At 66.6% G+C, this 25,785-nt stretch carries 24 protein-coding genes and 1 riboswitch; of the genes, 21 read left to right on the top strand and 3 right to left on the bottom strand.

Annotated features, from left to right (window positions below):
- Positions 1–15: 15 nt before the first annotated feature.
- A complete protein-coding gene (gene smc / locus C3B78_RS12065) occupies positions 16–3,603 on the top strand; it encodes a chromosome segregation protein SMC (RefSeq protein WP_199775243.1) in 3,588 nt (1,195 codons plus the stop codon).
- Between the two features lie 76 nt (positions 3,604–3,679).
- Positions 3,680–4,888, top strand: a complete 1,209-nt coding sequence (ftsY, locus tag C3B78_RS12060) for a signal recognition particle-docking protein FtsY (RefSeq protein WP_104998288.1) — start codon at positions 3,680–3,682, stop codon at positions 4,886–4,888.
- Positions 4,889–4,897: 9 nt separating this feature from the next.
- Here the strand turns inward: ftsY and C3B78_RS12055 are convergent, their stop codons facing one another.
- The gene (locus C3B78_RS12055; protein WP_104998287.1) at positions 4,898–6,139 is read right to left on the bottom strand and encodes an MFS transporter; all 1,242 of its coding nucleotides are present in this window, start codon (positions 6,137–6,139) and stop codon (positions 4,898–4,900) included.
- 233 nt (positions 6,140–6,372) lie between these two features.
- Between C3B78_RS12055 and C3B78_RS12050 the strand changes: the two genes are divergently transcribed.
- Together C3B78_RS12050 and C3B78_RS12045 are read left to right on the top strand one after the other, a co-directional pair.
- Entirely contained in the window at positions 6,373–7,722 is a 1,350-nt protein-coding gene (locus C3B78_RS12050) for an ammonium transporter (RefSeq protein ID WP_104998286.1), read from the top strand.
- A complete protein-coding gene (locus C3B78_RS12045) occupies positions 7,719–8,057 on the top strand; it encodes a P-II family nitrogen regulator (RefSeq protein WP_013601408.1) in 339 nt (112 codons plus the stop codon). Before C3B78_RS12050 ends, C3B78_RS12045 begins: the two co-directional genes overlap by 4 nt.
- A 138-nt stretch (positions 8,058–8,195) precedes the next feature.
- Here the strand turns inward: C3B78_RS12045 and C3B78_RS12040 are convergent, their stop codons facing one another.
- On the bottom strand, positions 8,196–9,599 hold the full coding sequence (locus C3B78_RS12040; protein ID WP_104998285.1) for a glucose-6-phosphate dehydrogenase: 1,404 nt from the start codon (positions 9,597–9,599) through the stop codon (positions 8,196–8,198).
- Positions 9,600–9,683: 84 nt separating this feature from the next.
- On the opposite strand from C3B78_RS12040, the gene ffh reads away from it, so the two are divergent.
- Both ffh and C3B78_RS12030 read left to right on the top strand, forming a co-directional pair.
- Positions 9,684–11,267, top strand: coding sequence for a signal recognition particle protein (ffh, locus tag C3B78_RS12035; RefSeq protein WP_104998284.1), 1,584 nt, complete (start codon positions 9,684–9,686; stop codon positions 11,265–11,267).
- A 107-nt stretch (positions 11,268–11,374) separates the two neighbouring features.
- Entirely contained in the window at positions 11,375–12,106 is a 732-nt protein-coding gene (locus tag C3B78_RS12030) for an alpha/beta fold hydrolase (protein WP_104998283.1), read from the top strand.
- Between the two features lie 4 nt (positions 12,107–12,110).
- Here C3B78_RS12030 and thiC read toward each other — a convergent pair whose 3' ends face one another.
- Positions 12,111–13,934: a phosphomethylpyrimidine synthase ThiC gene (gene thiC / locus C3B78_RS12025; RefSeq protein ID WP_104999758.1), complete on the bottom strand. Its 1,824-nt coding sequence runs from the start codon at positions 13,932–13,934 to the stop codon at positions 12,111–12,113.
- Positions 13,929–14,036, bottom strand: a riboswitch (TPP riboswitch). It overlaps the preceding gene by 6 nt.
- Before the next feature lie 77 nt (positions 14,037–14,113).
- On the opposite strand from thiC, the gene C3B78_RS12020 reads away from it, so the two are divergent.
- The 15 genes from C3B78_RS12020 (at position 14,114) to dprA (ending at position 25,785) form a co-directional block, all read left to right on the top strand.
- Positions 14,114–15,196: an amidohydrolase family protein gene (locus C3B78_RS12020; protein WP_104998282.1), complete on the top strand. Its 1,083-nt coding sequence runs from the start codon at positions 14,114–14,116 to the stop codon at positions 15,194–15,196.
- Positions 15,197–15,309: 113 nt separating this feature from the next.
- On the top strand, positions 15,310–16,185 hold the full coding sequence (locus C3B78_RS12015) for a VOC family protein (RefSeq protein ID WP_104998281.1): 876 nt from the start codon (positions 15,310–15,312) through the stop codon (positions 16,183–16,185).
- A gap of 165 nt (positions 16,186–16,350) precedes the next feature.
- Positions 16,351–16,791, top strand: a complete 441-nt coding sequence (locus C3B78_RS12010) for a hypothetical protein (protein WP_199775413.1) — start codon at positions 16,351–16,353, stop codon at positions 16,789–16,791.
- Positions 16,792–17,011: 220 nt separating this feature from the next.
- Positions 17,012–17,434: a 30S ribosomal protein S16 gene (rpsP, locus tag C3B78_RS12005; RefSeq protein WP_104998279.1), complete on the top strand. Its 423-nt coding sequence runs from the start codon at positions 17,012–17,014 to the stop codon at positions 17,432–17,434.
- A gap of 1 nt (position 17,435) precedes the next feature.
- Positions 17,436–17,678, top strand: coding sequence for an RNA-binding protein (locus C3B78_RS12000; protein ID WP_018759999.1), 243 nt, complete (start codon positions 17,436–17,438; stop codon positions 17,676–17,678).
- A gap of 110 nt (positions 17,679–17,788) precedes the next feature.
- Positions 17,789–18,337: a ribosome maturation factor RimM gene (gene rimM / locus C3B78_RS11995; RefSeq protein WP_104998278.1), complete on the top strand. Its 549-nt coding sequence runs from the start codon at positions 17,789–17,791 to the stop codon at positions 18,335–18,337.
- A complete protein-coding gene (trmD, locus tag C3B78_RS11990) occupies positions 18,338–19,162 on the top strand; it encodes a tRNA (guanosine(37)-N1)-methyltransferase TrmD (RefSeq protein ID WP_104998277.1) in 825 nt (274 codons plus the stop codon).
- 271 nt (positions 19,163–19,433) lie between these two features.
- Positions 19,434–19,793 carry a 50S ribosomal protein L19 gene (gene rplS, locus C3B78_RS11985; RefSeq protein ID WP_050054723.1) on the top strand — a complete coding sequence of 120 codons (360 nt, stop codon included), beginning with the start codon at positions 19,434–19,436 and terminating at the stop codon, positions 19,791–19,793.
- 85 nt (positions 19,794–19,878) lie between these two features.
- Positions 19,879–20,556: a signal peptidase I gene (gene lepB / locus C3B78_RS11980; protein ID WP_104998276.1), complete on the top strand. Its 678-nt coding sequence runs from the start codon at positions 19,879–19,881 to the stop codon at positions 20,554–20,556.
- Positions 20,557–21,384 (top strand): signal peptidase I, encoded by an 828-nt coding sequence (lepB, locus tag C3B78_RS11975; protein ID WP_104998275.1) that lies wholly within the window; start codon positions 20,557–20,559, stop codon positions 21,382–21,384.
- 2 nt (positions 21,385–21,386) lie between these two features.
- Positions 21,387–22,172 (top strand): ribonuclease HII, encoded by a 786-nt coding sequence (locus C3B78_RS11970; RefSeq protein WP_104998274.1) that lies wholly within the window; start codon positions 21,387–21,389, stop codon positions 22,170–22,172.
- A 51-nt stretch (positions 22,173–22,223) separates the two neighbouring features.
- Positions 22,224–22,550 carry a DUF2469 domain-containing protein gene (locus C3B78_RS11965; RefSeq protein ID WP_056335405.1) on the top strand — a complete coding sequence of 109 codons (327 nt, stop codon included), beginning with the start codon at positions 22,224–22,226 and terminating at the stop codon, positions 22,548–22,550.
- Positions 22,551–22,687: 137 nt separating this feature from the next.
- Entirely contained in the window at positions 22,688–23,044 is a 357-nt protein-coding gene (locus C3B78_RS11960) for a YraN family protein (RefSeq protein ID WP_104998273.1), read from the top strand.
- Positions 23,045–24,589 (top strand): YifB family Mg chelatase-like AAA ATPase, encoded by a 1,545-nt coding sequence (locus C3B78_RS11955; protein WP_104998272.1) that lies wholly within the window; start codon positions 23,045–23,047, stop codon positions 24,587–24,589.
- Positions 24,586–25,785: a DNA-processing protein DprA gene (dprA, locus tag C3B78_RS11950; protein ID WP_104998271.1), complete on the top strand. Its 1,200-nt coding sequence runs from the start codon at positions 24,586–24,588 to the stop codon at positions 25,783–25,785. Before C3B78_RS11955 ends, dprA begins: the two co-directional genes overlap by 4 nt.

The following is a 25,785-nucleotide window of genomic DNA, read 5'->3' as shown; positions in this document are numbered from 1 at the left end:
GAGATCCGAAAAGCCTTGCACCTCAAAAGCCTGACCGTCCGGGGGTTCAAGTCGTTCGCGTCCGCCACCACCTTCAATTTCGAGCCGGGGGTCACTGCGGTGGTTGGCCCCAACGGATCCGGGAAGTCCAACGTGGTGGACGCCCTGGCCTGGGTCATGGGCGAACAAGGTGCCAAAACCCTCCGCGGCGGGAAGATGGAGGACGTCATTTTCGCCGGGACGTCAGGCCGGCCGCCCCTTGGCCGGGCCCACGTCTCCCTGACCATAGACAACACTGACGGCGCCCTTCCCATCGAGTACGCCGAAGTGACCATTTCGCGGACGCTTTTCCGTACGGGTGGATCGGAATACGCCATCAACGGCGCAGGCTGCCGCCTGCTGGACATCCAGGAACTTCTTTCCGATTCCGGCCTGGGCCGCGAGATGCACGTCATCGTGGGCCAAGGCCAGCTGGACCGCGTCCTCCATGCCACGCCGGAGGACCGGCGCGGCTTCATCGAGGAAGCCGCCGGAATCCTGAAGCACCGCCGCCGCAAGGAACGGACCGTGCGCAAACTGGAGGCCATGCAGGCCAACCTTCAGCGCCTCACCGACCTCACCGGAGAAATCCGGCGCCAGCTCACACCGCTGGGGAAACAGGCGGAAGTGGCGCGCCGGGCGCAGCGGGTCCAGTTCGATGTCCGCGACGCCCGCGCCCGCCTGCTGGCCGACGATCTCGTCCAGCTCCAGCTGGCACTCGAACAGGACGTGGCGGACGAAGCAGCCCTGAAAGAACGGCGGGCCCTCGCCGGCGGGCAGCTTGAGGCCGGCCGCCGCCAGCAAGCCGAGCTGGAGCAACTCGCAGCTGAAGCGACTCCCCAGCTGAATGCCGCACGGGACGCCTGGTACCGTCTGTCCGCTGCCAGGGAGCGGCTGCGTTCACTGGGCTCCCTGGCACAGGAACGAAGCCGCCTCCTCGGCTCCGTGGAGGCACCGCCGTCGGGCCGGGATCCGGAACAACTGGAACGCCAGGCAGCCAAGGTCCGTGAGGAGCTGGCTGAGCTCGAGCGGAGCATCCTTGACCGGCGCAGCGCCCTGGACACAGCAAGCGCCGCAAAGGCCGAGGCCGAGCGTGCCGCGCTCGAAGAGGACAAACGGCTCACAGCAGAGCTGAGGGCCGCGGCTGACCGGCGCGAAGGCCTGGCCCGGCTGGCCGGCCAGGTTGCGGCGGCGAGGTCCCGCGTTGAGTCCGCCCAGGCGGAACTGGGCAGGCTCCGGGAATCCCTTGCGGCAGGAACCGAACGCCGGGCGCGTGCGCAGGCCGAATTCACGGCCCTGGAAAACCAAGTGGCCGGTGTGGAGGAGGGAGAGGAATCCCTTGACGCCGATTACGAAGCCGCCAATGAGGCCCTCGACACCGTGGTCCAGGAAATCGCCGCCCTGAAATCAGCCGTCAGTGAGGGGGTCCGGCAGCGCGACGCCCTGGCGGCGCGCCGTGACGCGTTGAAGCTGGGCCTGGAACGGAAGGACGGGGCAAGGCACGCGCTGCACGCGGGCCTCGATGGAATCGTCGGAACCCTCGCGGCCGGACTTACGGTGGAAGCCGGGTTCGAGACTGCGATCGCCGCGGCATTGGGGGAGGCCTCGGAGGCAATCGTGGTCCGGGACGCGGAGACGGCAACGGCGGTGCTCCAGCTCCTCAAGGATGACGACGCCGGGCGGGCGTCACTGCTCCTCGGATCGGCAGGGGCTGCGGCTGGACCCGCAGCCGGCACAGGCATGTCCCTTCCCCCGGGCGCGCGCTGGGCCGCGGACCTCACCACCTGCGACGCGTCCTGCGCCGGCCTGGTTGCCGACCTGCTGGCCAGTACCGCAGTTGTCCCGGACATCCACGCAGCGTCCGCCCTGGTGGCGGGACATCCCGGGCTGACTGCCGTCACCACCGGGGGAGACGTCTTCACTGCAGTGTCGGTCATCGGCGGTTCGGCCAAGGCACCGTCGCTTCTCGAGGTGCAGGCGGCAGTGGACGACGCCGAGAGCCGGCTTGCGGCGGTCACGGCAGCCCTGGAGCGGAACAGGTTCGCCCTCGCGGCCGCCGAGGCAAAGCGCGCGGAGGCGCAGGATCGGGCCGACGCCGCCCTGGAAAGGCTGCACGAATCCGACGCGAAGCTGGCAGCCGTGGCTGAACGCCTCGGCCACCTGAACTCCGTGCTCCGCAGCGCCGTCGGCGAAAGCGACCGCCTGGCGTCATCGCTGGCCAGGGCGGAGGAGAACGTGGCGGCAGAGGAGGAAGCGCTCGCAGCTGTGGCCGCACGCCTGGCGGCGGCACAGGAAGCGCCCGCGGAGCAGGAGCCGTCAACTGAACACCGCGACGCCCTGGCCCAGGCGGCGGCCCGCGCGCGCGCTGCAGAGGTTGAGGCTCGGCTGGCGCTTCGCAGCGCCGAAGAGCAGCTCTCAGCCACCAGGAACCGCGTGGCCTCACTGGAGCGGGCCGCCGCCACTGAGCGCCGGGCCCGGGAGGAAGCCGCGGAGCGCGCCCGTGTCCGCCGCATCCAGGCGCGGCGCGCAGCCGCCGTGTCCGCCGCCGTCGACGTGGCGCTCCGCCACGTTGACGTGTCCGTGGACCTGGCACGGTATGAACGTGACCTTGCCGAAGACAACCGTGAGCAGCGGGACCAGGCCCTTGGGGAGATCCGGACCGCCAATGAACTCCTGGCGAGGGAACTGGCCGACCTCACGGACAACGTCCACCGCGACGAACTCGCCCGGGCCCGGCAAAGGGCGCAAATCGACGCACTGGAAACCCGCTCCATCGACGAACTGGGCATTACCCCGGACGCCCTGGCAGCCGAGTACGGACCGGACGTTCCCGTTCCGGTTCCGGCCGAAGAAAGCGGCGACAAATGGGCTGCCCTTCGTGCTCCGGTGGACGGCGCCGGGGCGGAAATCGTCGAGGAAAAGCCTTACGTCCGCGAAGAACAGGAGAAGCGCCTGCGGAAGGCTGAACGAGACCTCGCCAGCCTGGGCCGGGTGAACCCCCTGGCACTGGAGGAATTCGCCGCACTTGAGGAGCGCCACCAGTTCCTGAGCACCCAACTCGAGGACCTGAAGGCCAGCCGGAAGGACCTGCTGGCCATCATCAAGGAGGTGGATGACCGCGTCCAGCGCGTCTTCACCGAGGCCTTCGAAGACACCCAGGCCCAGTTCGTCAGGGTCTTTGCCCGGCTCTTCCCGGGCGGCGAGGGGCGGCTGGTGCTCACAGACCCCGCCGACATGCTCACCACCGGTATCGAGGTGGAGGCCCGTCCCGCCGGGAAGAAGATCAAGCGGCTCTCGCTCCTGTCCGGCGGGGAACGCTCGCTCACCGCGGTGGCGCTGCTGGTGGCAATCTTCAAGGCACGGCCCTCGCCCTTCTACGTCATGGACGAGGTGGAAGCTGCCCTGGACGACACCAACCTGGGCCGGCTCATCACCGTCTTCGAGGAACTCCGGGAATCCAGCCAGCTCATCGTCATCACCCACCAGAAGCGGACCATGGAAGTGGCGGACGCGCTCTACGGCGTCACGATGCGGGGCGACGGCGTCTCGACGGTGATCAGCCAGCGGCTCGGAGCCGACGTATGACCGGCCGGGTGTAACGGCAGGTCAACTGCACGCCTGCCCCGGAAGGGCGCCCCCGCGCGTATGAGAAGCTAGGGGAGTGAATGACATCCTTCCCATAATTCTGTCCATTCTTGCTGCCCTGGTGGTTATCGGCGGGCTGATTCCGGTTCTCATGAAGACCCGGAAGAACATCACCCGGTACCCTGGCACACGCGATGCCAATGACCCCGTGCTGCCGCGGGGCGGAAGCACTGCCGTGGAGGACAGGCCCGGCGCGGTTGCGGACCGTACAGCCCCGGACGCGGTGGACGTGGAGGGGCTGGAAACCGCCGAGGTCCCGGACAACGCCGCGGGGCTGGAGGTCATTCCGGTTGAGACTCCGCTTCCCGTGGCGGGCCGGCTGGTCCGCCTGCGCCAGCGTCTGGTCCGCTCCAACAACATCATGGGCAAGGGACTCCTGGCGCTGCTCTCAAGCGACAAGATCGACGAGAACGTGTGGGACGAAGTGGAGGAGACCCTCCTTCTGGCGGACCTGGGCACCGAACCCACCATGCAGCTCGTGGACGCACTCCGCGAGCGGGTCAAGGTCCTGGGCACCCGCACCCCCGAGCAGGTCAAAGAGCTGCTCCGCGAAGAGCTCATCAAGCTCGTGGACCCCACCATGGACCGCTCCCTCAACGTCCAGCGCCACGCCGACAAGCCGGCCGTCATGATGGTGGTGGGCGTCAACGGCGTGGGAAAGACCACCACCGTGGGCAAGCTCGCCCGCGTCCTGGTTGCCGAGGACAAGGATGTCCTCCTCGGAGCTGCGGACACCTTCCGTGCAGCGGCCGCCGAACAGCTGGCCACCTGGGGCCAGCGGGTTGGCGTGCCCACCGTGAAGTCGGACATCGACGGCGCCGATCCTGCCTCCGTTGCCTATGAAGCAGTCAAGGCCGGCATCGACCAGGAAGTGGACGTGGTCATGATCGACACTGCCGGCAGGCTGCAGAACAAAGTGGGCCTCATGGACGAACTGGGCAAGGTCAAGCGCGTCATTGAGAAACTGGCCGACGTGGACGAGGTCCTCCTGGTGCTGGATGCCACCACCGGCCAGAACGGCCTGAACCAGGCCCGCGTCTTCTCGGAGGTCGTGAACATCACGGGCATAGTCCTGACCAAGCTGGACGGAACCGCCAAGGGCGGCATCGTCGTCGCCATCCAAAAGACCCTTGGAGTCCCGGTCAAGCTGATTGGCCTGGGCGAGGGTGCGGACGACCTCGCCCCCTTCGATGCAGAGGCCTTTGTAGACGCGCTGCTGAACTAGCCCGGGGGCTCAGGGCCGGGCCGTGCGCAGGGTCTCACGGGTGGCGGCCCAGCCCGCGGCGGTCACGAGCATGATGCCGCCGGTGACTCCGAAAGCCCAGCCGTAGCCCAGCCGGTCGGCCAGCACACCTGCCAGCACGGGCCCAACGATCGCGCCGACGTCGGACGTCATCTGGTAGGCGGCCAGGACTTTCCCGCCGGAGCGGCCGTTGCCGATCACGTCGGCGACGGCGGCCTGCTGGGCAGGGCCGAAAAGACCGGAACCGGCCCCCGCCAGGGCGGATGCGGCAAGGAACCAGCCCAGCCCGGACGTAAAACCGATGGCAGCGGTGGCGGCCCCGGCAACAATCAGTCCGGCAATCATCATGGGCTTGCGGCCCAAGGTGTCAGCCAGCCGGCCTGAGAAGGTGAGGGCTGCGGCGTTCCCGGCGGCAAACACCGCCAGTGCAAACCCGGCTGCCTCGGGTCCCGCTCCGAGGGCCGCAACCGCGAACAGCGGAACAGTGGCCATCCGGACGCCAAAAGTGGCCCAGCCGTTCACGAAGCTGGACAGCAGGGCGGTCCGGTAGGTGCCCATGGCAAGCGCTTCGCCCAGGGACATGTCCGGTGCGCGCTCCTGCCCGTCCCCGCCGCCCCGGCGCTGGTGGCTTAGCTGTGTCTGAACCACGACGGCGGCCATCACCAGCGCGGCCGCGTACGCCAGGAAGGGCACGCGCAGGCCAAAGCCGGCCAGCAGCCCGCCGACGATCGGCCCGCACACATTGCCGATGAGGAAGGCCGACGCATAGGCGCCGGAAACGCGGCCCCTGCTCTCGGGCGGCGCAAGCCGCACCACCAGCGCCATCGAAGCGACCGTGAACATCACCGATCCGGCCCCGCCAAGCCCGCGGAAGAGCAGGAGCTGCCAATAGTCCTGGGCGAAGGCGCAGGCAGCCGTGGAGGCGGCCACGATCAGCAGGCCCATGACATAGACGGGCCGTTCGCCGACCCGGCCGATCAGTGCACCGCCCGCCGGCGCGAAGACCAGCCGCATGAACGCGAAGATCGCCACGATCACCGAGGCCTCGGTATTTCCCACGCCGAAGGTTGTGGCGAACTGTGGCAACACGGGCGCAACAAGACCGAATCCAAGGGCAATAAGGAAGGCCGCGGCCAGCATCACCTTGATGTCGCGCGGCAGCTTTTGCCTGCCCGGACGCAACAGGGAGAGAATCCGCGCTGTGGCGCGGCTCACGCGGGGTTCGGCCGTCATGGTTGAGGGGTCCTTGGGTACTTGTCCGGGGTGCATCGGCGGGAGGGGTGAAACATAACCGTAACAAGCCAGATATGCACCATTTACTTCCTAGAGGTTGTTGTAACAACCCCGCAATACAAATCCTCCGCGGCCGAAACACAGCGCCTACAAACTCGTTACAGGACGCAAAAGGCGTTGGCAGGCGGATCATCTCCGCAAATTCGACCAAATCGATAAGAGAGGCGTGCACCATGGAACTTACCGCAGGTCACGTATGGATCATGGTGTCGGCGGCGCTTGTGCTGTTCATGACACCCGGTCTGGCATTTTTCTACGGCGGCATGACCCGGGCCAAGGCCGCGCTGAACATGATGATGATGAGCTTCATCTCCATCGGCATGGTTGGCGTTGTCTGGGTCCTCTGGGGCGCCTCCATGAGCTCCGGCGAGGGTTTCCTTCAGATCGTGGGCAACCCGTTTGCCACGTTCGGCCTTGAGGGCATCGACACCCCGGACGGACTGATCAAGGTCGGCTACGCTGCCACCTTCGCTATCATCACCGTCGCTCTCATCAGCGGCGCCATTGCTGACCGCGCCAAGTTCGGCGCCTGGTCTGTCTTCGTGCCCGTCTGGGTCACGCTTGTCTACTGCCCGCTGGCCTTCATGGTGTGGGGCGGCGGACTGTTCGGTCCTGAAGGTGCAGTGGGCCAGGCCCTCGGCCCGGCCATCGACTTCGCCGGCGGCACCGTGGTCCACATCAACGCTGGTGTTGCAGCGCTGGTCCTGGTCCTCATCATCGGCAACCGCAAGGGCTTCGGCAAGGACCCGAACCACCGCCCGCACAACATCCCGTTCGTCATGCTCGGCGCAGCCATCCTCTGGTTCGGCTGGTTCGGCTTCAATGGCGGTGCCGCCACCACCGCCGAGCAGGGCGGCCTCATCTGGGTGAACACCCTTGCCGCCCCGGCTGCCGCGATGCTCGGCTGGCTGGTCACCGAGCGTATCCGCGACGGCCACCCCACTTCCCTGGGTGCCGCCTCCGGTGTTGTTGCCGGCCTCGTCGCCATCACCCCGGCCTGCGCCAACGTGAGCCCTGTCGGCGCCCTCGGCCTCGGCATCGTGGCTGGTGTGGCTTCGGCCCTCGCCGTGGGACTGAAGTTCCGCTGGGGCTTCGATGACTCACTTGACGTCGTCGGCGTCCACCTTGTCTCGGGCATCATCGGCACCGTGGCCCTGGGCTTCATCGCACTGCCCGCCGATGGCGTTGGCGGCGGCCTCTTCTACGGCGGCGGCATGACCCAGATGTGGGCGCAGCTCGCAGCGGCCGGCATCGCCATCGCCTACTCCGCCATCCTGACGGCGATCATCGCCCTGGCCATCCACAAGACCATGGGCTTCCGTGTCTCGCAGGAACAGGAAACCGTGGGCGTGGACCTCAGCCTGCACGCCGAGACCGCCTACGAGTTCGGCGTCGGGGGACACGGCGGAAGCTTCCAGCCCCTGCACGACATGATCACCGGCAAGACCCAACCGGACGCGGCACAGACTTCAGGAGCCGCGAAGACCGAATCAGCAACAGGTAAGGAAAGCGTGGGGGCATGAAACTGATTACTGCGATCGTCCGGCCGGAAAAGCTCGAGGCCATCCGTGAGGGGCTGGAGGCCTACGGCGTACAGGGCCTGACGGTCAGCGCGGCGAGCGGCTACGGCCGGCAGCGCGGCTACACCGAGGTCTACCGCGGCGCGGAGTACAACGTGGACCTGCTGCCGAAGATCCGGGTAGAGGTCCTCGCCACCGACGAGCAGGCAGACGACATCCTGGATGTCATCATCGCCAGCTCAAACACCGGCCGGGCGGGTGACGGCAAGGTATGGACCGTGGATGTCTCGGAGGCGGTGCGGGTCCGCACCGGTGAACGGGGCGTTGCGGCCATCTAGGGCGGCAAAGCACTACAACGGAGAACACGGAGCGGGCAGGAAACCGGAAGGTTTTCCTGCCCGCTCCGCTGTGCTGCCGATACCCCGCCGCAAGACTCTGCCGCAAGCGTGGATTGGCTGCGGCGGCGGAAGCCGGTCTTAGTCTCCAGGCACCGTGCCCGGCCAGCCCGCGGGCCCGGCCGATCCGGCGTCGTACTCTTCCAGCGGGACGGAATCCTGCCGCCAGGCCGTGAGCACAGGCTCAACAATGCGCCAGCATTCTTCAGCTGTGTCGCCGCGGACGGAAAGCAACGGATCGCCCGCGAGCACGCCTTCCAGGACTTCACCGTAGGGGAGGAGGTCCGAAGCGCTCAGCTCTGCGTCGAGGGTGATGCGGCCCAGGCTGAAGATATTGCCGGGGCCATTGACATCGACGTCGAATGCCAGGGTGTCCGGTCCGAAGCCGATCCTCAGCTTGTTCGGCGAGTCAACGCCGGTGAAGCCCTGGGGAAGGTGGGGCACCGGGCGGAACGTGACCACGGCTTCCTTGCGCTTGGCGCCCAGAGCCTTGCCGGAACGGAGAATAAAGGGGACGCCCTTCCAGCGCCAGTTGTCGATGTTCACCTGGATCTCGGCCAGGGTCTCAGTGCCGCGTGCCGCGTCCACACCTTCCTCCCGGGCATAGTCGGGGACCTCTTTTCCAGCAAGTTCACCGGCCGTGTAGCGTGCCCTGCGGGTGGAACCGGCGTAGGGCTCCGGGACCCTGCTGGCGCGCAGGACTGTTGAAATGGCGTCGCGCAGGTCCCGTTCGCCGATGCTGGCCGGCGGTTCGATGGCCATCAGCGCCATGATCTGCAGGAGGTGGCTCTGGATCATGTCCCGGAGCGCGCCGGCGCCGTCGTAATAGCGGGCGCGTCCCTCCAGCGCGAGGTCCTCGTCAAAGATGATTTCCACTTTTTCCACGTGGTGGCGGTCCCAGACGGGTTCCAGGAAGTTGTTGGCGAACCGCAGCCCCAGGATGTTCAGGACGGTGGCCTTGCCCAGGAAATGGTCCACCCGGTGGATGTGGTCTTCCGGAACCAGCCGGACCAGTGTCTGGTTGAGCGACCGGGCAGACTCCTCGCTTGAGCCGAAGGGCTTTTCCATCACCAATCGCGTGCCGGCCGGCACCTGGTCGGGCCTGAGCGTTTCACAGGCGAGCTGGCTGATTTTGGGCGGGAGGGCAAAATAGACGGCGGTGGGCCCTTCCAGCGCGGCAAGGAGCGAGGCCAAGGCGCCATCGGCGGTGACATCCAGCTGGTGGTAGACCGTCTCGTTTTCAAGGGCCTGCAGGGTGCCCTTTCCCTCGGGGGCTGCGGGTCCGGCCGCCGCTTCGAAGGAGGTGTGAACCCTTTCCCGCCACTGTTCAGGGGTCCAGGGATCTGACCCGGCACCGACGAGCCGCAGATCCGTGGCGTGGCCCTTAGCCGCCAGGCGCGCCAGGCCCGGCAGGAGCAGCCGGCCCGTCAGGTCGCCGGAAGCGCCGAGGATGAGGAGGGTTTTCACAGTTGGTTGGCTCGTCATTTTGCCAGCATGCCACCTTGGGGGTCCGGCTTGGTACCCTAGATAGTCGAGTCCCGATCATCCACTGAAAGAAGTGCACGTCGCGTGTTCAATTCACTCTCTGACCGGTTGACAGCAACCTTCAAGAATCTGCGGGGCAAAGGCAGGCTCTCCGAGGCCGACGTCGATGCCACAGTCCGCGAGATCCGCCGTGCCCTCCTGGACGCCGACGTTGCCGTTCCAGTTGTCCGTGAATTCACCGGCCGGGTGCGGGAACGCGCACTGGGTTCCGAGGTGTCCGGTGCGCTGAACCCGAGCCAGCAGATCGTTAAGATCGTCAACGAGGAACTGGTGGAGATCCTCGGCGGTGAAACCCGCCGGATCCGCCTGGCCAAGAACGGCCCCACCATCATCATGCTGGCCGGGCTCCAGGGTGCCGGTAAGACCACCCTCGCCGGCAAGCTGTCCAAGTGGCTGAAGGCCCAGGGCCACAGCCCCATTCTGGTGGCGTGCGACCTGCAGCGCCCCAACGCGGTCACCCAGCTCCAGGTGGTGGGCCAGCGCGCCAAGGTGCCGGTGTTCGCGCCGCACCCGGGAGCCACGTCCTCCGAACTCGAGCACCCGGCCGGCGACCCCGTGGCCGTTGCCCGCGCCGGTGTGGAGGAAGCCCGCCAGAAGCTCCACGACGTCGTCATCGTGGATACCGCCGGCCGCCTCGGTGTCGACGCCGACATGATGGAGCAGGCGCGCCAGATCCGCCGCGCCATTGTGCCCAACGAAGTCCTCTTCGTCATCGACTCCATGATCGGCCAGGACGCCGTGAACACGGCGCTCGCCTTCGATGAGGGCGTCAACTTCACGGGCATCGTGCTGTCCAAGCTCGACGGCGACGCCCGCGGCGGTGCCGCGCTCTCGGTGGCGTCCGTCACCGGCAAGCCCGTCATGTTCGCCTCCACAGGCGAAGGCCTGGATGACTTCGAGCTGTTCCACCCGGACCGGATGGCCTCGCGCATCCTGGACATGGGTGACGTCCTGACGCTGATTGAGCAGGCGGAGAAATCCTGGGACAAGGACGAAGCCGCACGGATGGCGAAGAAGTTCGCCGACCAGGAAGACTTCACCCTCGAGGACTTCCTGGCCCAGATGCAGCAGATCCGCAACATGGGCTCGATGAAGAAAATGCTCATGATGATGCCGGGGGCGCAGAACATCCGCCAGCAGCTGGAGCAGTTCGACGAACGCGAGATTGACCGCGTCGAGGCCATCGTCCGGTCCATGACCCCGCATGAGCGCCTTGCGCCCAAGATCATCAACGGCTCCCGCCGCGCCCGTATTGCCCGCGGTTCCGGTGTCCACGTCTCCGAGGTCAACGGCCTCCTGGAGCGCTTCGCCCAGGCCCAGAAGATGATGAAGAAGATGGCCCAGGGCGGAATGCCTGGCATGCCCGGGATGCCAGGCATGCCGGGTGCCGGCGGCGGGGCGCGGAAAAACGCAAAGAACGCACCCAAGAAGAAGGCGAAGTCCGGCAACCCGGCCAAGGCTGCCCAGGAGCGGAAGGACGCCGAGGCCCGCCGGGCCAACGCGGCCAAGGCTCTGCCGACAGGCGCAGCGTTCGGCCAGCAGCCGGGCGACTTCGATCCGTCCCAGCTGAACCTGCCCAAGGGCTTCGACAAGTTCCTGGGCAAGTAGCCATCCCCCCCTCCCAACTAGGTAGCGCCAAGTGTCGTTTTGACGGTTCATAACGACACTTGGCGCTACTTAGTTGGGATGTCGGGGCCGTGGAATAGGGTTGGGTCATGTTCAAGCAGAGGGTAGTGTTCGTGCACGGCGCGGGCAGCTTCGGCGCCGCGGCCTGGCCCCGCCAGCATGGCCTCGCACTGTCCTATGACGCGCTCTTCCTGCGCCGCCACGGCTACGACCCCGTGGCAGAGCCGGTGGAGTCCTCCTTCGAAGAGGACGCCGGGATCCTGCTGCGGTCACTTGCCGACGACGGGAGGGGCGCCGTCGGCGGGCACGTCGTGGCACACGCCCAAGGTGCCGTCGCAGCGATGATGGCCGCCGTCGAACGCCCCGACCTTGTCTACTCGCTGACGCTGGTGGAACCTGCATGCCTCTCCCTGACCGCGGAACTGCCGGCGACGGCGGCGCACATTGCGTTGATGAAGCCGCTCCTGGACGTCCGGCACCAACTCAGCGACGACGACTTCCAGCGGGAATTCGTGCGCCGGGTCTACGCCACGGACCTGCAGCACCCGGCCACCGTGGAAGAGAAGCGGTCCGCCCGGCGGCTGCGGCTGCAGGTGCCGCCGTGGGAAGCGCCGCTGCACATCGTGCCGGGCGTGCCGACGCTCGTCCTGACGGGCGGCTGGGAGCCGCTCTACGAAGAGATCGCGGGCTACCTACGGGAGACCGGCGCCCTCCACCGCACTGCGGCGGGAGGACACCGGCCCCAGGATTCAATAGAGGGGGACCGCATCATCCGCTCGTTCATCGGCGATGCCAGCCGGGTCCAGGCACGGGCCTCCTGACGCCCTAGCTTCCGGCGGCAACACGGGGCTCCGGCAGGTACACCTTGCCGCCGGCCGCCCGGAATTCCTCGCTCTTGCCCTTCATCCCCGCAGCAGCCTCCGCCAGGGCTGCCTGCGACTCTGCCGAGCCAAATTCGTCCCGGATGTCCTGGCTGATCCTCATGGAACAGAACTTGGGGCCGCACATGGAACAGAAATGCGCCGTCTTGGCAGGTTCCGCGGGCAGGGTCTCATCATGGAAGGCTTCCGCCGTGACCGGGTCCAGGGACAGCGCGAACTGGTCGCGCCAGCGGAATTCGAAGCGCGCCTTGGACAGCGCGTCATCGCGCTCGTGCGCGCCCGGGTGGCCCTTTGCAAGGTCTGCCGCGTGTGCGGCGATCTTGTACGTGATCACCCCGGTCTTGACGTCGTCCTTGTTGGGCAGCCCCAAGTGTTCCTTCGGGGTGACGTAGCAGAGCATGGCGGTGCCGTAGCGTGCGATCTCGGTGGCACCGATGGCCGAGGTGATGTGGTCGTAGCCCGGCGCAACGTCGGTGACCAGCGGCCCGAGTGTGTAGAACGGCGCACCCTTGCACAGCTCCTGCTGGCGCTCTACGTTCTCCCGGACCAGGTGGAACGGGATGTGGCCCGGTCCCTCCACCATCACCTGCACGTCGAATTCCCAGGCGCGCGCCGTCAGCTCAGCCAGCGTGTCCAGTTCGGCGAACTGCGCAGCATCGTTGGCATCCGCTGTCGCCCCCGGCCGCAGCCCGTCACCCAGGGAAAACGCGACGTCGTACTTGGCAAAGATTTCACAGAGCTCGTCAAAGTGCGTGTAGAGGAAGTTCTCCCGGTGGTGCGCCAGGCACCAGCCTGCCATGATCGAACCGCCGCGGGACACGATGCCTGTCACCCGGTTGGCCGTCAGGGGCACGTAACGCAGCAGGACGCCGGCATGGATGGTCATGTAGTCCACACCCTGTTCGCACTGTTCGATGACGGTGTCGCGGAAGATCTCCCAGGTAAGGGCATTGGCTTCCCCGTTGACCTTCTCGAGCGCCTGGTAAATGGGGACGGTGCCGATAGGCACGGGCGAGTTGCGGATGATCCATTCGCGGGTGGTGTGGATGTCTTCGCCGGTGGAAAGGTCCATGACCGTGTCGGCGCCCCACTGCGTTGCCCACTGCAGTTTGTCCACCTCCTCGGCGATGGAGCTGGTGACGGCCGAGTTGCCGATGTTGGCGTTGATTTTCACCAGGAAGGCCTTGCCGATGATCATTGGCTCGGACTCGGGGTGGTTGATGTTGCTGGGGATGATGGCGCGGCCCGCGGCCAGCTCGCTGCGGACCAGTTCAACATCGCAGTTCTCGCGCAGGGCCACGAAGCGCATCTCCGGGGTGATCATGCCCTGCCGTGCGTAGTGCATCTGCGTTACGGTCCGGCCGCCGACGGCGCGGCGGGGCACGGGGCGCGCTCCCTTCCACTCGGCGCTGGCGGCGCCGCGGCGGACAGCTGAGCGGCCGTCGTCGAGCAGGTTCCTTTCCCTGCCGCTGTACGCCTCGGTGTCTCCGCGTGCTTCGATCCAGTCAGACCGGAAGGGACGGAGGCCGCGGACGGGGTCGCTGCCGGGTCCTGCCGTCCGGTAGGTCTGGAACGGCCCGTTCGGCTTTCCGTTCGGGGAAGCTTCCAGCGCAATTTCCGTCACCGGGACCCTGATCCCCGTGCCGGCATCCTCAAGGTAGGCCAATGAATGGGATTTCAGGGACTGCGTCTCCGGTGGCTGGTGGCCGGCCGCTCCCGGGGCAGGACGGTTTTGGGCAGGGTTCAGCTGTGCATTTTGTGTACTCAAGGAATACTCACTTCCTTCGCCGGCATTACCCGGACAGGTTCGACGGTCGCAGGCTGCATCAGCCCGATCTCAGCCCCTGCAGGGGCACCCGTGTGGTCAAGATGAAAGCTACCACAGACACCGAATCACCCCTGTCACATTCGCGGTGCTAGCCTGTCCGGGCGAGGAGAGGAAAGTCCATGGCAGAAACCATCCAGTTCACGGGAACCGTCCTTACCGGGCCGGACAGCGAGGCCCGCGGGCTGTGGTCCGTGGACGGCAGGCTCACGTTCCGCCAACCGGCGAAGGCGCCGGACAGGATCCTTGCAGGCTGGGTGCTGCCGGGCTTCGTGGATGCACACTGCCATATCGGTTTAGGCGTGGGAGGCGCAGTGGATGCGTCCGTCGCCGAGGACCAGGCCCGGACGGACCTGATGGCCGGCACGCTTCTGGTCCGGGACGCAGGTTCCCCTGTTGACACCCGCTGGCTGCAGGGCGGGCGCGACGTCCCGGTGCTGATCCGCGCGGGCCGCCACGTTGCCCGGACACGGCGGTATTTGCGTGGATTCGCGGAAGAGGTTGAGCCGGACGGCCTGGTGGAAGCCGTCCGGAAGCAGGCCCGGGACGGTGACGGCTGGGTCAAACTCGTGGGGGACTGGATTGACCGCGGCGCCGGTGACCTGGCGCCGTCCTTTCCTGCCGCCGTCGTCCGGGATGCCGTCCTGGCCGCGCACGACGAGGGCGCGCGCGTTACGGCGCACTGTTTCGCCGAAGAGACGCTGGACGACATGCTGGACGCCGGCATCGACTGCGTGGAGCATGCCACTGGTCTTCTGCCCCGCCACCTTCCCCGCTTTGTGGAGCAGCGGGTACCCATCGTGCCCACCCTCGTCAACGTCGCCACCTTCCCGGACATTGCGGCACAGGCCGATCCCAAGTTCCCCAAATATGCGGCGCATATGCGTGCGCTGTGGGAACGGCGGGAGGAGCGGGTGCTTGAGGCCTATGAGGCCGGGGTGCGGATTTACGCCGGAACCGACGCGGGCAGCGTCATCAGGCACGGCAGGATTGCCGACGAAATCCTCGCCCTGCATGCGGCAGGACTGCCGATGGCCGCCGCCCTGGACGCGGCGTGCTGGAGTGCACGGACGTGGCTGGGCGCGGAGGGGATTGCGGAAGGGGCACGGGCTGACGTTGTGCTCTGCAGGGAGGACCCGCGAAAGGTGCCGGACACGATCCGTGACCTGGCGCATGTGGTCCTGGGCGGGAAGGTGGTCCGCTAAGCAGCCGGCGGGGAGGTGCCACAAGTTAGGACTTGGAATAAATTGAAGCTTCAAGTAATTTTAACAGTGAAAGGCCTCCGGATCGGAAGGCCCCACAGCACCGGGAGTTATCAATGACTGCAGAAGCCGCCAGCCAGGATCTCCTTCCTGCCGACCTCGCCATGGGCACAGTGATGCTCAAGGTGGGCGACATGAAGGTCATGACCGATTACTACCAGCGGGCCCTCGGCCTGGAGGTCGTCGCGGAGCAGGACGGCGGGCTCTACCTCGGCCGGCTGCAGAAACCGCTGGTGCACTTGGCGCCCGCTCCGGGCCTGGACCTTCCGGGCAGGGGAGAGGCCGGCCTCTTCCACACTGCGCTGCTGTTTGAGAACCAGGCAGACCTGGCCGCGACCATCGCCTCGGCCGCCCGGTTTGAACCCCGTTCCTTCACCGGCAGCGCAGACCACCTGGTCAGCGAGGCCTTCTACTTCACCGACCCCGAGGGTAACGGGGTCGAACTCTACTGGGACCGGCCGCGCAGCAGCTGGTCCTGGAACGGCGCTGACGTGGTAATGGACAGCCTGGCCCTTCCGCCGCAGCGCTACCTGGAGCAGCACCTCAGCGAGGAGTCCCTGGAACACCAGCGCGGCGCCGCTGCGGGTGTGGGCCACGTGCATCTCCAGGTGGGCGACGTCCAGACCGCCCGCGACTTCTACGTGGGGACCCTCGGCTTCGAAAAGACCGCCGGCTGGCACGGTCAGGCCCTGTTCGTCTCAGCGGGCCGCTACCACCACCACATGGCCATGAACGTGTGGAACAGCCGTGGCGCCGGGCCGCGGAAGGACACCCTGGGCCTGGGTGAGGTCCTCATTGAAGTGCCGTCGGGGGACGACGTCGGTGCCCTCGCCGACCGCCTGAAGGTTGCCGGTGTTGCCGCCCACCACACCGGAGCCGAACTCCGGTTCGAGGATCCGTGGCGCAACCGGATCCGGGTGGCAGTTCGCTGACCGGCGCCGTCCCGGGCAGGGTTTGGTGCATCCTCAAGGGTGGGGCCGCCGGCTGGCAGCGCCGGGAAAGTCCGGCGGTACCTGTACTAGGCTGAAACCGAACTGCCGGGCAGCGCGCGCTGAATCCCGGCGGGCCGCACCGTCAACGGAATGAGGGCACTTCCCATGGGCTTCACCGAAATCTTTGTTGCCACCCACGACGCCGCACTGAAGCGCGGCGGCATCCTGGACAAGGGCGGCAGCGCCCCTGCCGGCGACGCGGTCCGGATCCCGGAAATCAGCGACTTTGAAGTGGAGCAGCTCGGTGACCTCGCCGGCACCGCCGTCCACGCCGGCGGGGCGGACTATGAGCTGACCATGGTGGACGTGGCGAGCGATTCGCTCCTCGCCGTTCCGCCCGCCATGGTGCGCGCCTTGGCCGACCTGCTCTCCTATGAAACCGAAGGGGAGGGTGACGTCCTCGACGACGTGGCTGAGCAGTGGGCGGCGCTGGATGACATGCCCTTCGATGCCGCCCAGGCGCGCACCTACGTGCGGCAGCTCGCTGAAATGGCCAGCGGACTCGCTGACTCGGAGCGCACTGGCCTCTACGTCTGGTCCGCCTGAGCCGTTGCCGCCCATCTGCTGTCCGGACAGGGCGGGGCCGCGCCGGGACGTGTCAAGTCGAAATCCGGACGCTGATCTGGCACAATAAACAGGTACTCGATCTGCGTGGCCCCTCTCTCCGCGTCAGGATCCTGTCCTTCGAACCTGCAAGTATGGCCCGCCCCACGGGTGCAGAAAGCCGGGTTCACCCCCTTTTTCTGAAACAGGAGTGACCACAACAGTGGCCGTAAAGATTCGCCTTAAGCGCTTTGGCAAGATGCGCGCACCGTACTACCGCATCGTCGTCGCGGACTCACGCACCAAGCGTGACGGCCGTGCCATCGAAGAAATCGGCAAGTACCACCCCACCGAAGAGCCCTCATACATCGAGGTCAACTCCGAGCGTGCCCAGTACTGGCTGTCCGTCGGCGCCCAGCCGTCCGAGCAGGTCGCCGCGATCCTCAAGATCACCGGTGACTGGCAGAAGTTCAAGGGCCTGCCGGGCCAGGAAGGCACCCTGAAGACCAAGTCCGAGAAGGCAGCCTTCGTTGCCCCGGAAAAGGGTTCCGTGATCATCCCGGAAGCCATCACCAAGAAGGCATCCAAGTCTGATGCAGCCGAAGCACCTGCCGAGGCCGAAGCAGAGACCACCGAGGCTGAGTAGATTGCTGGCAGAAGCGCTGGAACACCTGGTCCGCGGAATCGTTGATTCCCCGGATGACGTCAAGGTCAGCTCCAAGAACAACCGCCGCGGGGACACCCTCGAAGTGCGTGTTCACCAGGACGACCTCGGACGGGTGATTGGCCGCCAGGGCCGCACGGCGCGTGCACTGCGCACCGTGGTGGCAGCCCTGGCCGGCGGGGAGCCGGTGCGGGTCGACGTCGTCGATACCGACCGCCGCCGCTGAGCGCTCGGCAATACCAGTTCTAGCTCCGGCCCCTCCACCAACGCGGTGGAGGGGCCGGAGTGCTTTCACCAGAACACCGTGGACTAACCACAATCCGAACAGAGGAACACATGCAGCTTCAGGTGGCACGAATCGGCAAACCCCATGGCATCCGCGGGGAAGTAACGGTCCAGGTCCTGACCGATGCCCCTGAGGACCGGTTCGTCCCGGGCACCGAGTTCATGGTTGAACCGGCGGCCGCGGGCCCGCTCACTGTGAACAGTGCCCGCTGGAACAAGGACATCCTGCTGCTGGGCTTCGACGGGATCGAAACCCGCAATGAAGCGGAAACCCTCCGCGGCGCCAAGCTCTTCATCGAAACCGAGGAGCTGGACGAGGACGACGACGAGGGCTGGTACGAGCACGAGCTCGTTGGCCTGGAGGCCCGGGTGGGCTCAACCGTTGTAGGCAAGGTTGCCGCCCTCAACACCGGGGCCGCGCAGGACCTGCTGATGGTCACCACGCCGGAAGGCGGCGAGATCCTGGTTCCGTTCGTCGAGCAGATTGTTCCCGAAGTCAATATCGAGGAGGGCTACATCCTCCTCACGCCGCCTGAGGGTCTTTTCGAGCTGAACGCGGATGCCGAAGCAGCCCCTTCGGAACCGGAAGGCAAAGCGTAGATGCGGATCGACGTCGTCAGCATCTTCCCGGAGTACCTGGCACCCCTGGAGCTGTCGCTGATCGGCAAGGCCAGGCAGGACGGGATCCTGGACCTGCGTGTCCACGATCTCCGCTCCTTCACCACGGACCGTCACCGGACGGTGGATGACACCCCCTACGGCGGTGGTGCCGGCATGGTCATGAAGCCCGAACCGTGGGCGCAGGCCCTGGGCTCCATTGCCGAGGACCGCCCGGAAGGGGCGGCCAGGCCGGTATTGATTGTTCCCTCGCCCGCCGGGGAACGCTTCACCCAGGCACTGGCCTACGAACTGGCGGAACAGGAGCACTTGGCGTTCGCCTGCGGACGCTACGAAGGCATTGACGAACGCGTGATCGAGTGGTCCCGGGAGTACTTCGACGTCCGCCCCGTCAGCCTGGGAGACTACGTCCTGAACGGCGGCGAGGTGGCAGTCCTGGCCATGGTGGAGGCCATCGGCCGCCTCCTGCCGGGCGTGGTGGGCAATCCCGAATCGCTGGTGGAGGAATCCCACTCCGACGGGCTCCTGGAGTATCCCGTCTATACCAAGCCGTCCGTGTGGCGTGAACGTGAAGTGCCGGCCGTCCTGTTGAGCGGCAACCATGGCAAGATCGCGCAGTGGCGCCGGCACGAGCAGTTCCGCCGGACGGCGGAGCGCCGGCCGGACCTCCTCGAAACGTTCGACGCCGGAAAGCTGCCACGCGCGGACCGCGCCGAACTGCAGGAGCTGGGATACGACGTCGTCGACGGACGCCTGCGCCGCCGCTCCGGTGCCGATGGCGCCCGAACGGACTCATCCACGTCCTAGGACGGGGGGGCGGGGCGGCCATTCTTTCGGCGGCGGCCCCGGGGATTGGCTGTAACCTCCGCAATGTGGCAAAATTAGTCCTTGTGTCTGCTGGGTCCGCACCTGCCACAGGGGGAGCGCAACCAACAGCTAAGACAACCGGCCCCGTCAACCAGTGAAGCGGCCGGACCACTTAACTTTCGGCAGCAATCTCCGGTACGCCACCAGCGTCCGGGCTTGCCTGCCGTGACCCAAAGTGAATGACCTGTGGCGTTCACCAGGAGTGCACATCATGCATATTCTCGATTCCGTCGATGCAGCCTCGCTGCGTACCGATGTTCCCGCGTTCCGCGCCGGTGACACCCTCAAGGTTCACGTGAACATCATCGAAGGCAAGAACACCCGTGTCCAGGTATTCCAGGGCTTCGTCCTGGGCCGCCAGGGCGAGGGTGTTCGCGAAACCTTCACCGTCCGCAAGGTGTCCTTCGGTGTCGGCGTGGAGCGTACCTTCCCGGTTCACTCCCCGATCATCGAAAAGATCGAGGTCGTCACCAAGGGTGACGTCCGCCGCGCCAAGCTTTACTACATGCGTGCACTGCGCGGTAAGGCTGCAAAGATCAAGGAAAAGCGCGACTTCAGCACCGCCAAGTAAGTCCCTTCGGACCTACAGAGGCTGGGCCGCAGCCGTATCCGGCCAGCGCCGGAGCCATCCAGCACCAGCGCCCAGGATACGGACCATGGACCAGACAAAACGCCAGCCCCGAAAAATGGGCTGGCGTTTTGCGTTCCTCGCCGTCTTCCTGGCTGTTGCCGTCAGCGGACTGGTCCGGTCCCTGTGGTTCGATATCTACTTCATCCCGTCAGCGTCCATGGAGCCCGGGCTGGAAGGCGGGGACCGCATCCTGGTTTCCCGGACCGACTTCCGGGATGAACCGGTCCGGCGCGGGGATATCGTCGTCTTTGACGGCCGCGGTACTTTTGCTCCGCTCAAAAGCGGCAACGGCCCCTTCATGGATGCGGCGGCTGCCATTACCCAATGGGCCGGCCTCGCGGGCAGCGACACAACCTACATCAAAAGGGTCATCGGTGTGCCGGGTGATTCGGTTGCCTGCTGCGACGCCGGGGGCAACGTGACGGTGAACGGCCGGCCATTGCAAGAGCCGTACATTTTCAGCGGCGACGCACCCAGCGCCCAGAAGTTCAGCGTCGTGGTCCCCGAGGGGCGCCTCTGGCTGATGGGTGACCACCGGTCACTGTCCGCCGATTCCCGAAGCCTGCTCGGTGCCCCCGGTGGCGGCATGGTTCCGCTGGACAGGGTTATCGGCAGGCCGGTCCAGATCATCTGGCCGCTTGATAGATTTGCTTCAGTACCACGTCCGCCTGCGGCAGGACCAACAACAGAGAACGGACAGTAGATGCCCGAGAACCACGCGCGGATTCCTGAACCACGTCAGGACGGGGCTTCGGGCACGCCCTCCGAGGCAGTCCCCGTGACGGCCGCCCAGGATCCCGAGGCGCCTGCTCCCGCCGCAGCGGACAGCCGCTCCGCCGCCAGGGCGGCCGGGAAACCTAATGGCAGCCCCGTCCTTGCCTGGCTGAAGGAAGTCGCCACTGTGGTGGTGATCGCCGTCGTGCTGTCCTTCCTTATCAAGACATTCCTGTTCCGGGCGTTCTTTATCCCGTCCGAGTCCATGGTCAAGACGCTGGACGTCGACGACCGCATATTCGTCAACCTCCTGGTGCCTGAACCGTTCTCGCTTACCCGCGGCGACGTGGTGGTTTTCCGGGACACCAAGGGCTGGCTGCCTGCTGCGCCGGAAAAGGAGCAGGGGCCCTTCACCTGGATCCAGGACGGCCTGACATTCGTTGGCCTGCTGCCGGACAACTCTGAACAGCACCTGGTCAAAAGGGTCATCGGACTGCCGGGGGACCACGTGGTCTGCTGCGATGCCGGCGGTAAACTGACGATTAACGGGACCGCAATCAACGAAAGCTACGTCAACCCCGCCGAGGTCCCGCAGATCCGCAGCTTCGATGTAGTTGTCCCTGAAGGGAAGGTATGGGTGATGGGCGACAACCGGAACCACTCCGCCGACTCCCGCGCCCACATGGATTCCGACGGCGGGTTCGTCGACCTTGACGACCTTGAAGGCAAGGCGGCGGTCATTGCCTGGCCGCTGAACCGCATCACCACCCTTGGCAACTACCCGGACGTGTTCCGGAACGTGCCGGCGGCGCCCTGACCATGTCCACGGCAGTCAGGCCCGGGACGGGTTCCACCAGGGTGCCCGCGCGCTCAAAGGCCCCTACGTTGAGGCACGAGCGGACCTTCAAAGCGCAGGGGATACGGTACCTCGCAGGGGTGGACGAAGTGGGGCGGGGTGCCCTTGCCGGGCCGGTGAGTGTGGGCATTGCGGTTGTGGACCTGGAACGCCAGAAGCCGCTGGCCGGCGTGCGGGACAGCAAGCTCCTAAGCCCCGCCGAACGGGAACGGATCGAACCGCTTGTGCGCCGCTGGAGCGTGGCATCGGCAGTGGGCCATGCCTCCGCCCAGGAAATCGACTCCATCGGCATCATTGCCGCCCTGCGCCTTGCCGGAACACGGGCCTGGCGGGAGGTTCTCGAGGCAGGCATCCGTCCGGAGGCGGTGCTCCTGGACGGTAGCCACAACTGGCTTTCCCCCGCCGAGCAGCTGTCACTGTTCGACGAACCGGTTTTCGAGGCCAGCTGTGACGCCCCCGTGCACACCAAGATCAAAGCCGACATGCAGTGCTTGAGCGTCGCAGCGGCAAGCGTTATCGCCAAAGTTGAACGGGACCGGATGATGCGGGAACTGCACGCCCAGTTCCCGGACTTTGGCTGGGACATCAACAAGGGCTACGCTACGGCCCTGCACCGCGACGTGCTACGCGCTGCCGGGCCGACGCCCTACCACCGGGTCAGCTGGCGCCTGCTCGGCGGGGACCTGCTCGACGGCGGGCTGCCGGACGGGCAGGATCCGGATGGTGAAGATTCCGCCGGCGACGCCTGAGTCCTCCGGCGCGGGCGCCAGCCGCCCCGCGGATGGTGGCAAGATGGAAGCATGAGTGCTGAGGATCTTGAAAACTACGAAACCGACATGGAGCTCCAGCTCTACCGTGAATACCGGGACGTGGTCGGATTGTTCAGCTATGTTGTCGAGACCGAACGCCGCTTCTACCTGGCCAACCATGTTGACCTGCAGGCGCGCAGCGCCGACGGCGAGGTCTACTTCGACCTCACCCTGCAGGACGCGTGGGTGTGGGACGTCTACCGCTCGGCCAGGTTCGTCAAGAGCGTCCGGGTCCTCACGTTCAAGGACGTCAACGTCGAAGAGCTGCCCCGCAACGAGGAACTCGCCCTGCCCAAGGACGTCGACCTGGGTAACTAGCTCCCGTCCCTCCGGACTGGGCTGCTGTACGGCGGACTCCTCCTGCACAGGGGCACCTGACCGCACTTAATCCACTTAGGCGGTCATCGTCCTATCCTCCGTGCTGCAGCCATCACAGGCTGGTTGCGGAGGTAGAAATGAAATCGAAAGACCTGTTGGGCCGGCACGGCGAGGACCTCGCCGCCGGCTACCTTGAAACCCTGGGCATGCTGGTGGTTGAGCGTAACTGGCGCTGCACCGAAGGCGAAATAGACATAGTTGCCCTCGACGGCGACGCCCTGGTCATCGCCGAAGTAAAGACCCGCCGCACCCTCGACTACGGCCATCCCTTCGAAGCCGTGGGCCCGGAAAAACTTGCGCGGCTCCACCGGCTTGGAGCTGCCTGGTGCCGGGACAGGGAGCTGCGCATGCCGCTGCGGCGAGTGGACGTCATCGCGGTAATTGACGACGGCCGCGGGACACCCTTGGTGGAACACCTCAAGGGGGTGGGATAAGTGCCCCTGGGCCGCACCTACTCCATTGCCCTGGTGGGGCTGAACGGGTACATGGTGGAGGTTGAGGCCGACATCGGCCAGACCCTTCCGGCGTTCGTCCTCCTCGGCCTGCCGGACGCTTCCCTCAACGAGGCGAAGGAGCGCATCCGGTCCGCCGCGAAGAACTCCGGGATTCCCCTGAGCCGGAGGAAAATCACCGCGAACCTTATCCCCGCTTCGTTGCCCAAACGCGGTTCGGGTTTCGATCTTGCCGTCACCATGGCAGTGCTCCGCGCCGCCAATGACATCAAACCCACCGGGCGGACTGTGTTCATTGCAGAGCTTGGGCTGGACGGGAGGCTGCGCCCGGTCAGGGGCATCCTTCCGGCCGTGATGGCCTCGGTGCAGGCCGGGTATCCGGACATCGTCGTGGCGCAGGCGAACTTCGCGGAGGCGGCCCTGGTTCCTGATGCCAGGGTGCGGGGGTACAGCACATTGGCCAGGCTGGCGCTGGACTTCGGCGCGGACCCCCAGGGGCTCGCGCTGGATTTCGATCCCGAGGACGCGGACGCCACCGGCGGGGCAACCGGCGAATCGGGGGTGTACCCCGATATGGCCGATGTCTCCGGCCAGGGCGATGCGCGGCGTGCCTTGGAGGTGGCGGCAGCGGGAGCGCACCATCTTCTCCTGACAGGTCCGCCGGGCGCGGGGAAAACCATGCTGGCGGAACGCCTGCCCGGGCTCCTGCCCGATCTTGGCGACCATGAGTCCATGGAGGTTACAGCCATCCATTCGCTGTGCGGGCTGCCTTCCTCTTCAGTCCAGCTGCTCCGGCGGCCGCCGTTCGAAAGCCCGCACCACTCGGCAACCGCGGCTGCCATCATTGGCGGCGGTTCAGGGCTTCCCAGGCCTGGGGCGGCCTCCCGGGCACATCGGGGGGTCCTGTTCCTTGACGAGGCCCCGGAATACGAGCGCCGGGTGCTGGACGCGCTGCGCCAACCGCTGGAAAGCGGCGAGCTGGTGATCCACCGGTCAGCCGGAACCGCAGCCTATCCAGCCCGCTTCCAGCTGGTCCTCGCGGCAAATCCCTGCCCCTGCGGCAAAGCTTCCGGAAAGGGACTCGACTGCACCTGCACACCCATGATGCGGCGGCGGTACCTCGCCAGGATGTCCGGGCCGCTCCTGGACCGCGTGGACATCCAGCTGCAGGTGGAACGGGTTTCGCTGGCCGACTTCGGGCAGGCGGGAGCGGAGGAAGATACGGCCACCGTGGCGTGCCGGGTGCGCGGCGCACGGGGGCGGCAGCTCGAGCGGCTGGCGCCCTATGGGCTGGAGACCAATGCGCAGGTCCCGGGCCGCGTTCTGCGGGGTGAGCTTAGGTTGCCGGCGGCCGTCACCCGCATCCTGGACCATTCGCTGGAACGGGGCGTCCTCACCGCCCGCGGCTACGATCGTGTGCTCCGGCTGGCGTGGACCCTGGCAGACCTCGGGCACCGGGATCAGCCGGACACCAACGATATCGGGCAGGCCCTGGGCCTTCGGCAGGCAGCGGCGGCCGCGGCATGACTGAAGTAGCCAGGGACATCGAACGGCGTTCCCGTGCCGCCCTCTCGCGGTTGATGGAGCCGCAGGACGCCGCAGGACTGGCCCTTGTGCAGGTTGCCGGGGCCGTGGACGCACTGCGGATCGCTACCGGCCAGGTGGCGGCGGGTCCGGATGTGGAGCAGGAGATTACCGCACTCCTCACGGACGGCGGGCCGGCTGCGGGTTGGGCCGGGATGGCCAACGCACTCAAGCGCTGGAAGCCCCGCATCCCCGACCTCGCTCCTGAACGCGACCTTGCAACCATGGCGCGGCTCGGCGGGCGCCTGATCATTCCGTCAGACGACCTGTGGCCTGCCCAGCTGGCAGACCTCGGAATCCAGGAGCCCATCTGCCTCTGGTGGCGGGGCCAGGAACAGAACCTTCCCGGTGCGGCCACCGCCGTTGCCCTCGTGGGGTCCAGGGACAGCACAAGCTATGGAGCCTCGGTCACGGGCGATATCGCCTACTCCCTGGCCCAGCGAGGATTCACCGTAGTGTCCGGCGGTGCCTACGGCATAGATGCCCATGCCCACCGGGCGGCCCTTGCCGGGGCGTCGGATGCCCTTCCGACCATAGCGGTGATGGCCGGGGGAGTGGACCGGTTCTACCCCTCGGGAAACGAGGACCTCCTGCGGGCCGTGTGCAACCAGGGCGCAGTCCTCGCCGAGGTTCCCCCGGGGTCCGCGCCCACCCGCTACAGGTTCCTCCAGCGCAACCGCATCATTGCCGCGCTGTCAGCCGTGACCGTCGTCGTCGAGGCAAGGTGGCGGTCCGGGGCGCTGAACACCGCCCACCATGCCGAGACCCTTGGCCGTGCTGTCGGTGCTGTTCCTGGATCCGTACACAGCGCCAACTCAGCTGGCTGCCACCGCCTTCTTCGGGATGGAGGGGCCGTTTGCGTGACGGACGCCGCCGAGGTTGCCGAACTGGCGGGACCCAGTGGTTCTTCCCTTCCGGAAGTGCGCCAGGGCCAGGCCGCCGTGCAGGACGGATTGACCCTGGAGGATTTGATTCTCCTGGACGCCCTGCCGTTGCGCTCCACGACGTCCGTCGAAAAGCTCTCCGTGGTCGCGGGCCTGGGCCAGGAATCCGTCCGGGCAGGCTTGGGCCGGTTGGGTCTACTGGGGCTGGCGGTCTCGGAGCGGGGCGGCTGGAAACGCGGCAAGGCAACCAGTTGA

It is taken from the genome of Arthrobacter sp. PGP41, from assembly GCF_002953935.1.
Classification (GTDB): Bacteria; Actinomycetota; Actinomycetes; order Actinomycetales; family Micrococcaceae; genus Arthrobacter.
This window is presented reverse-complemented; position numbering and strand designations above follow the sequence as displayed.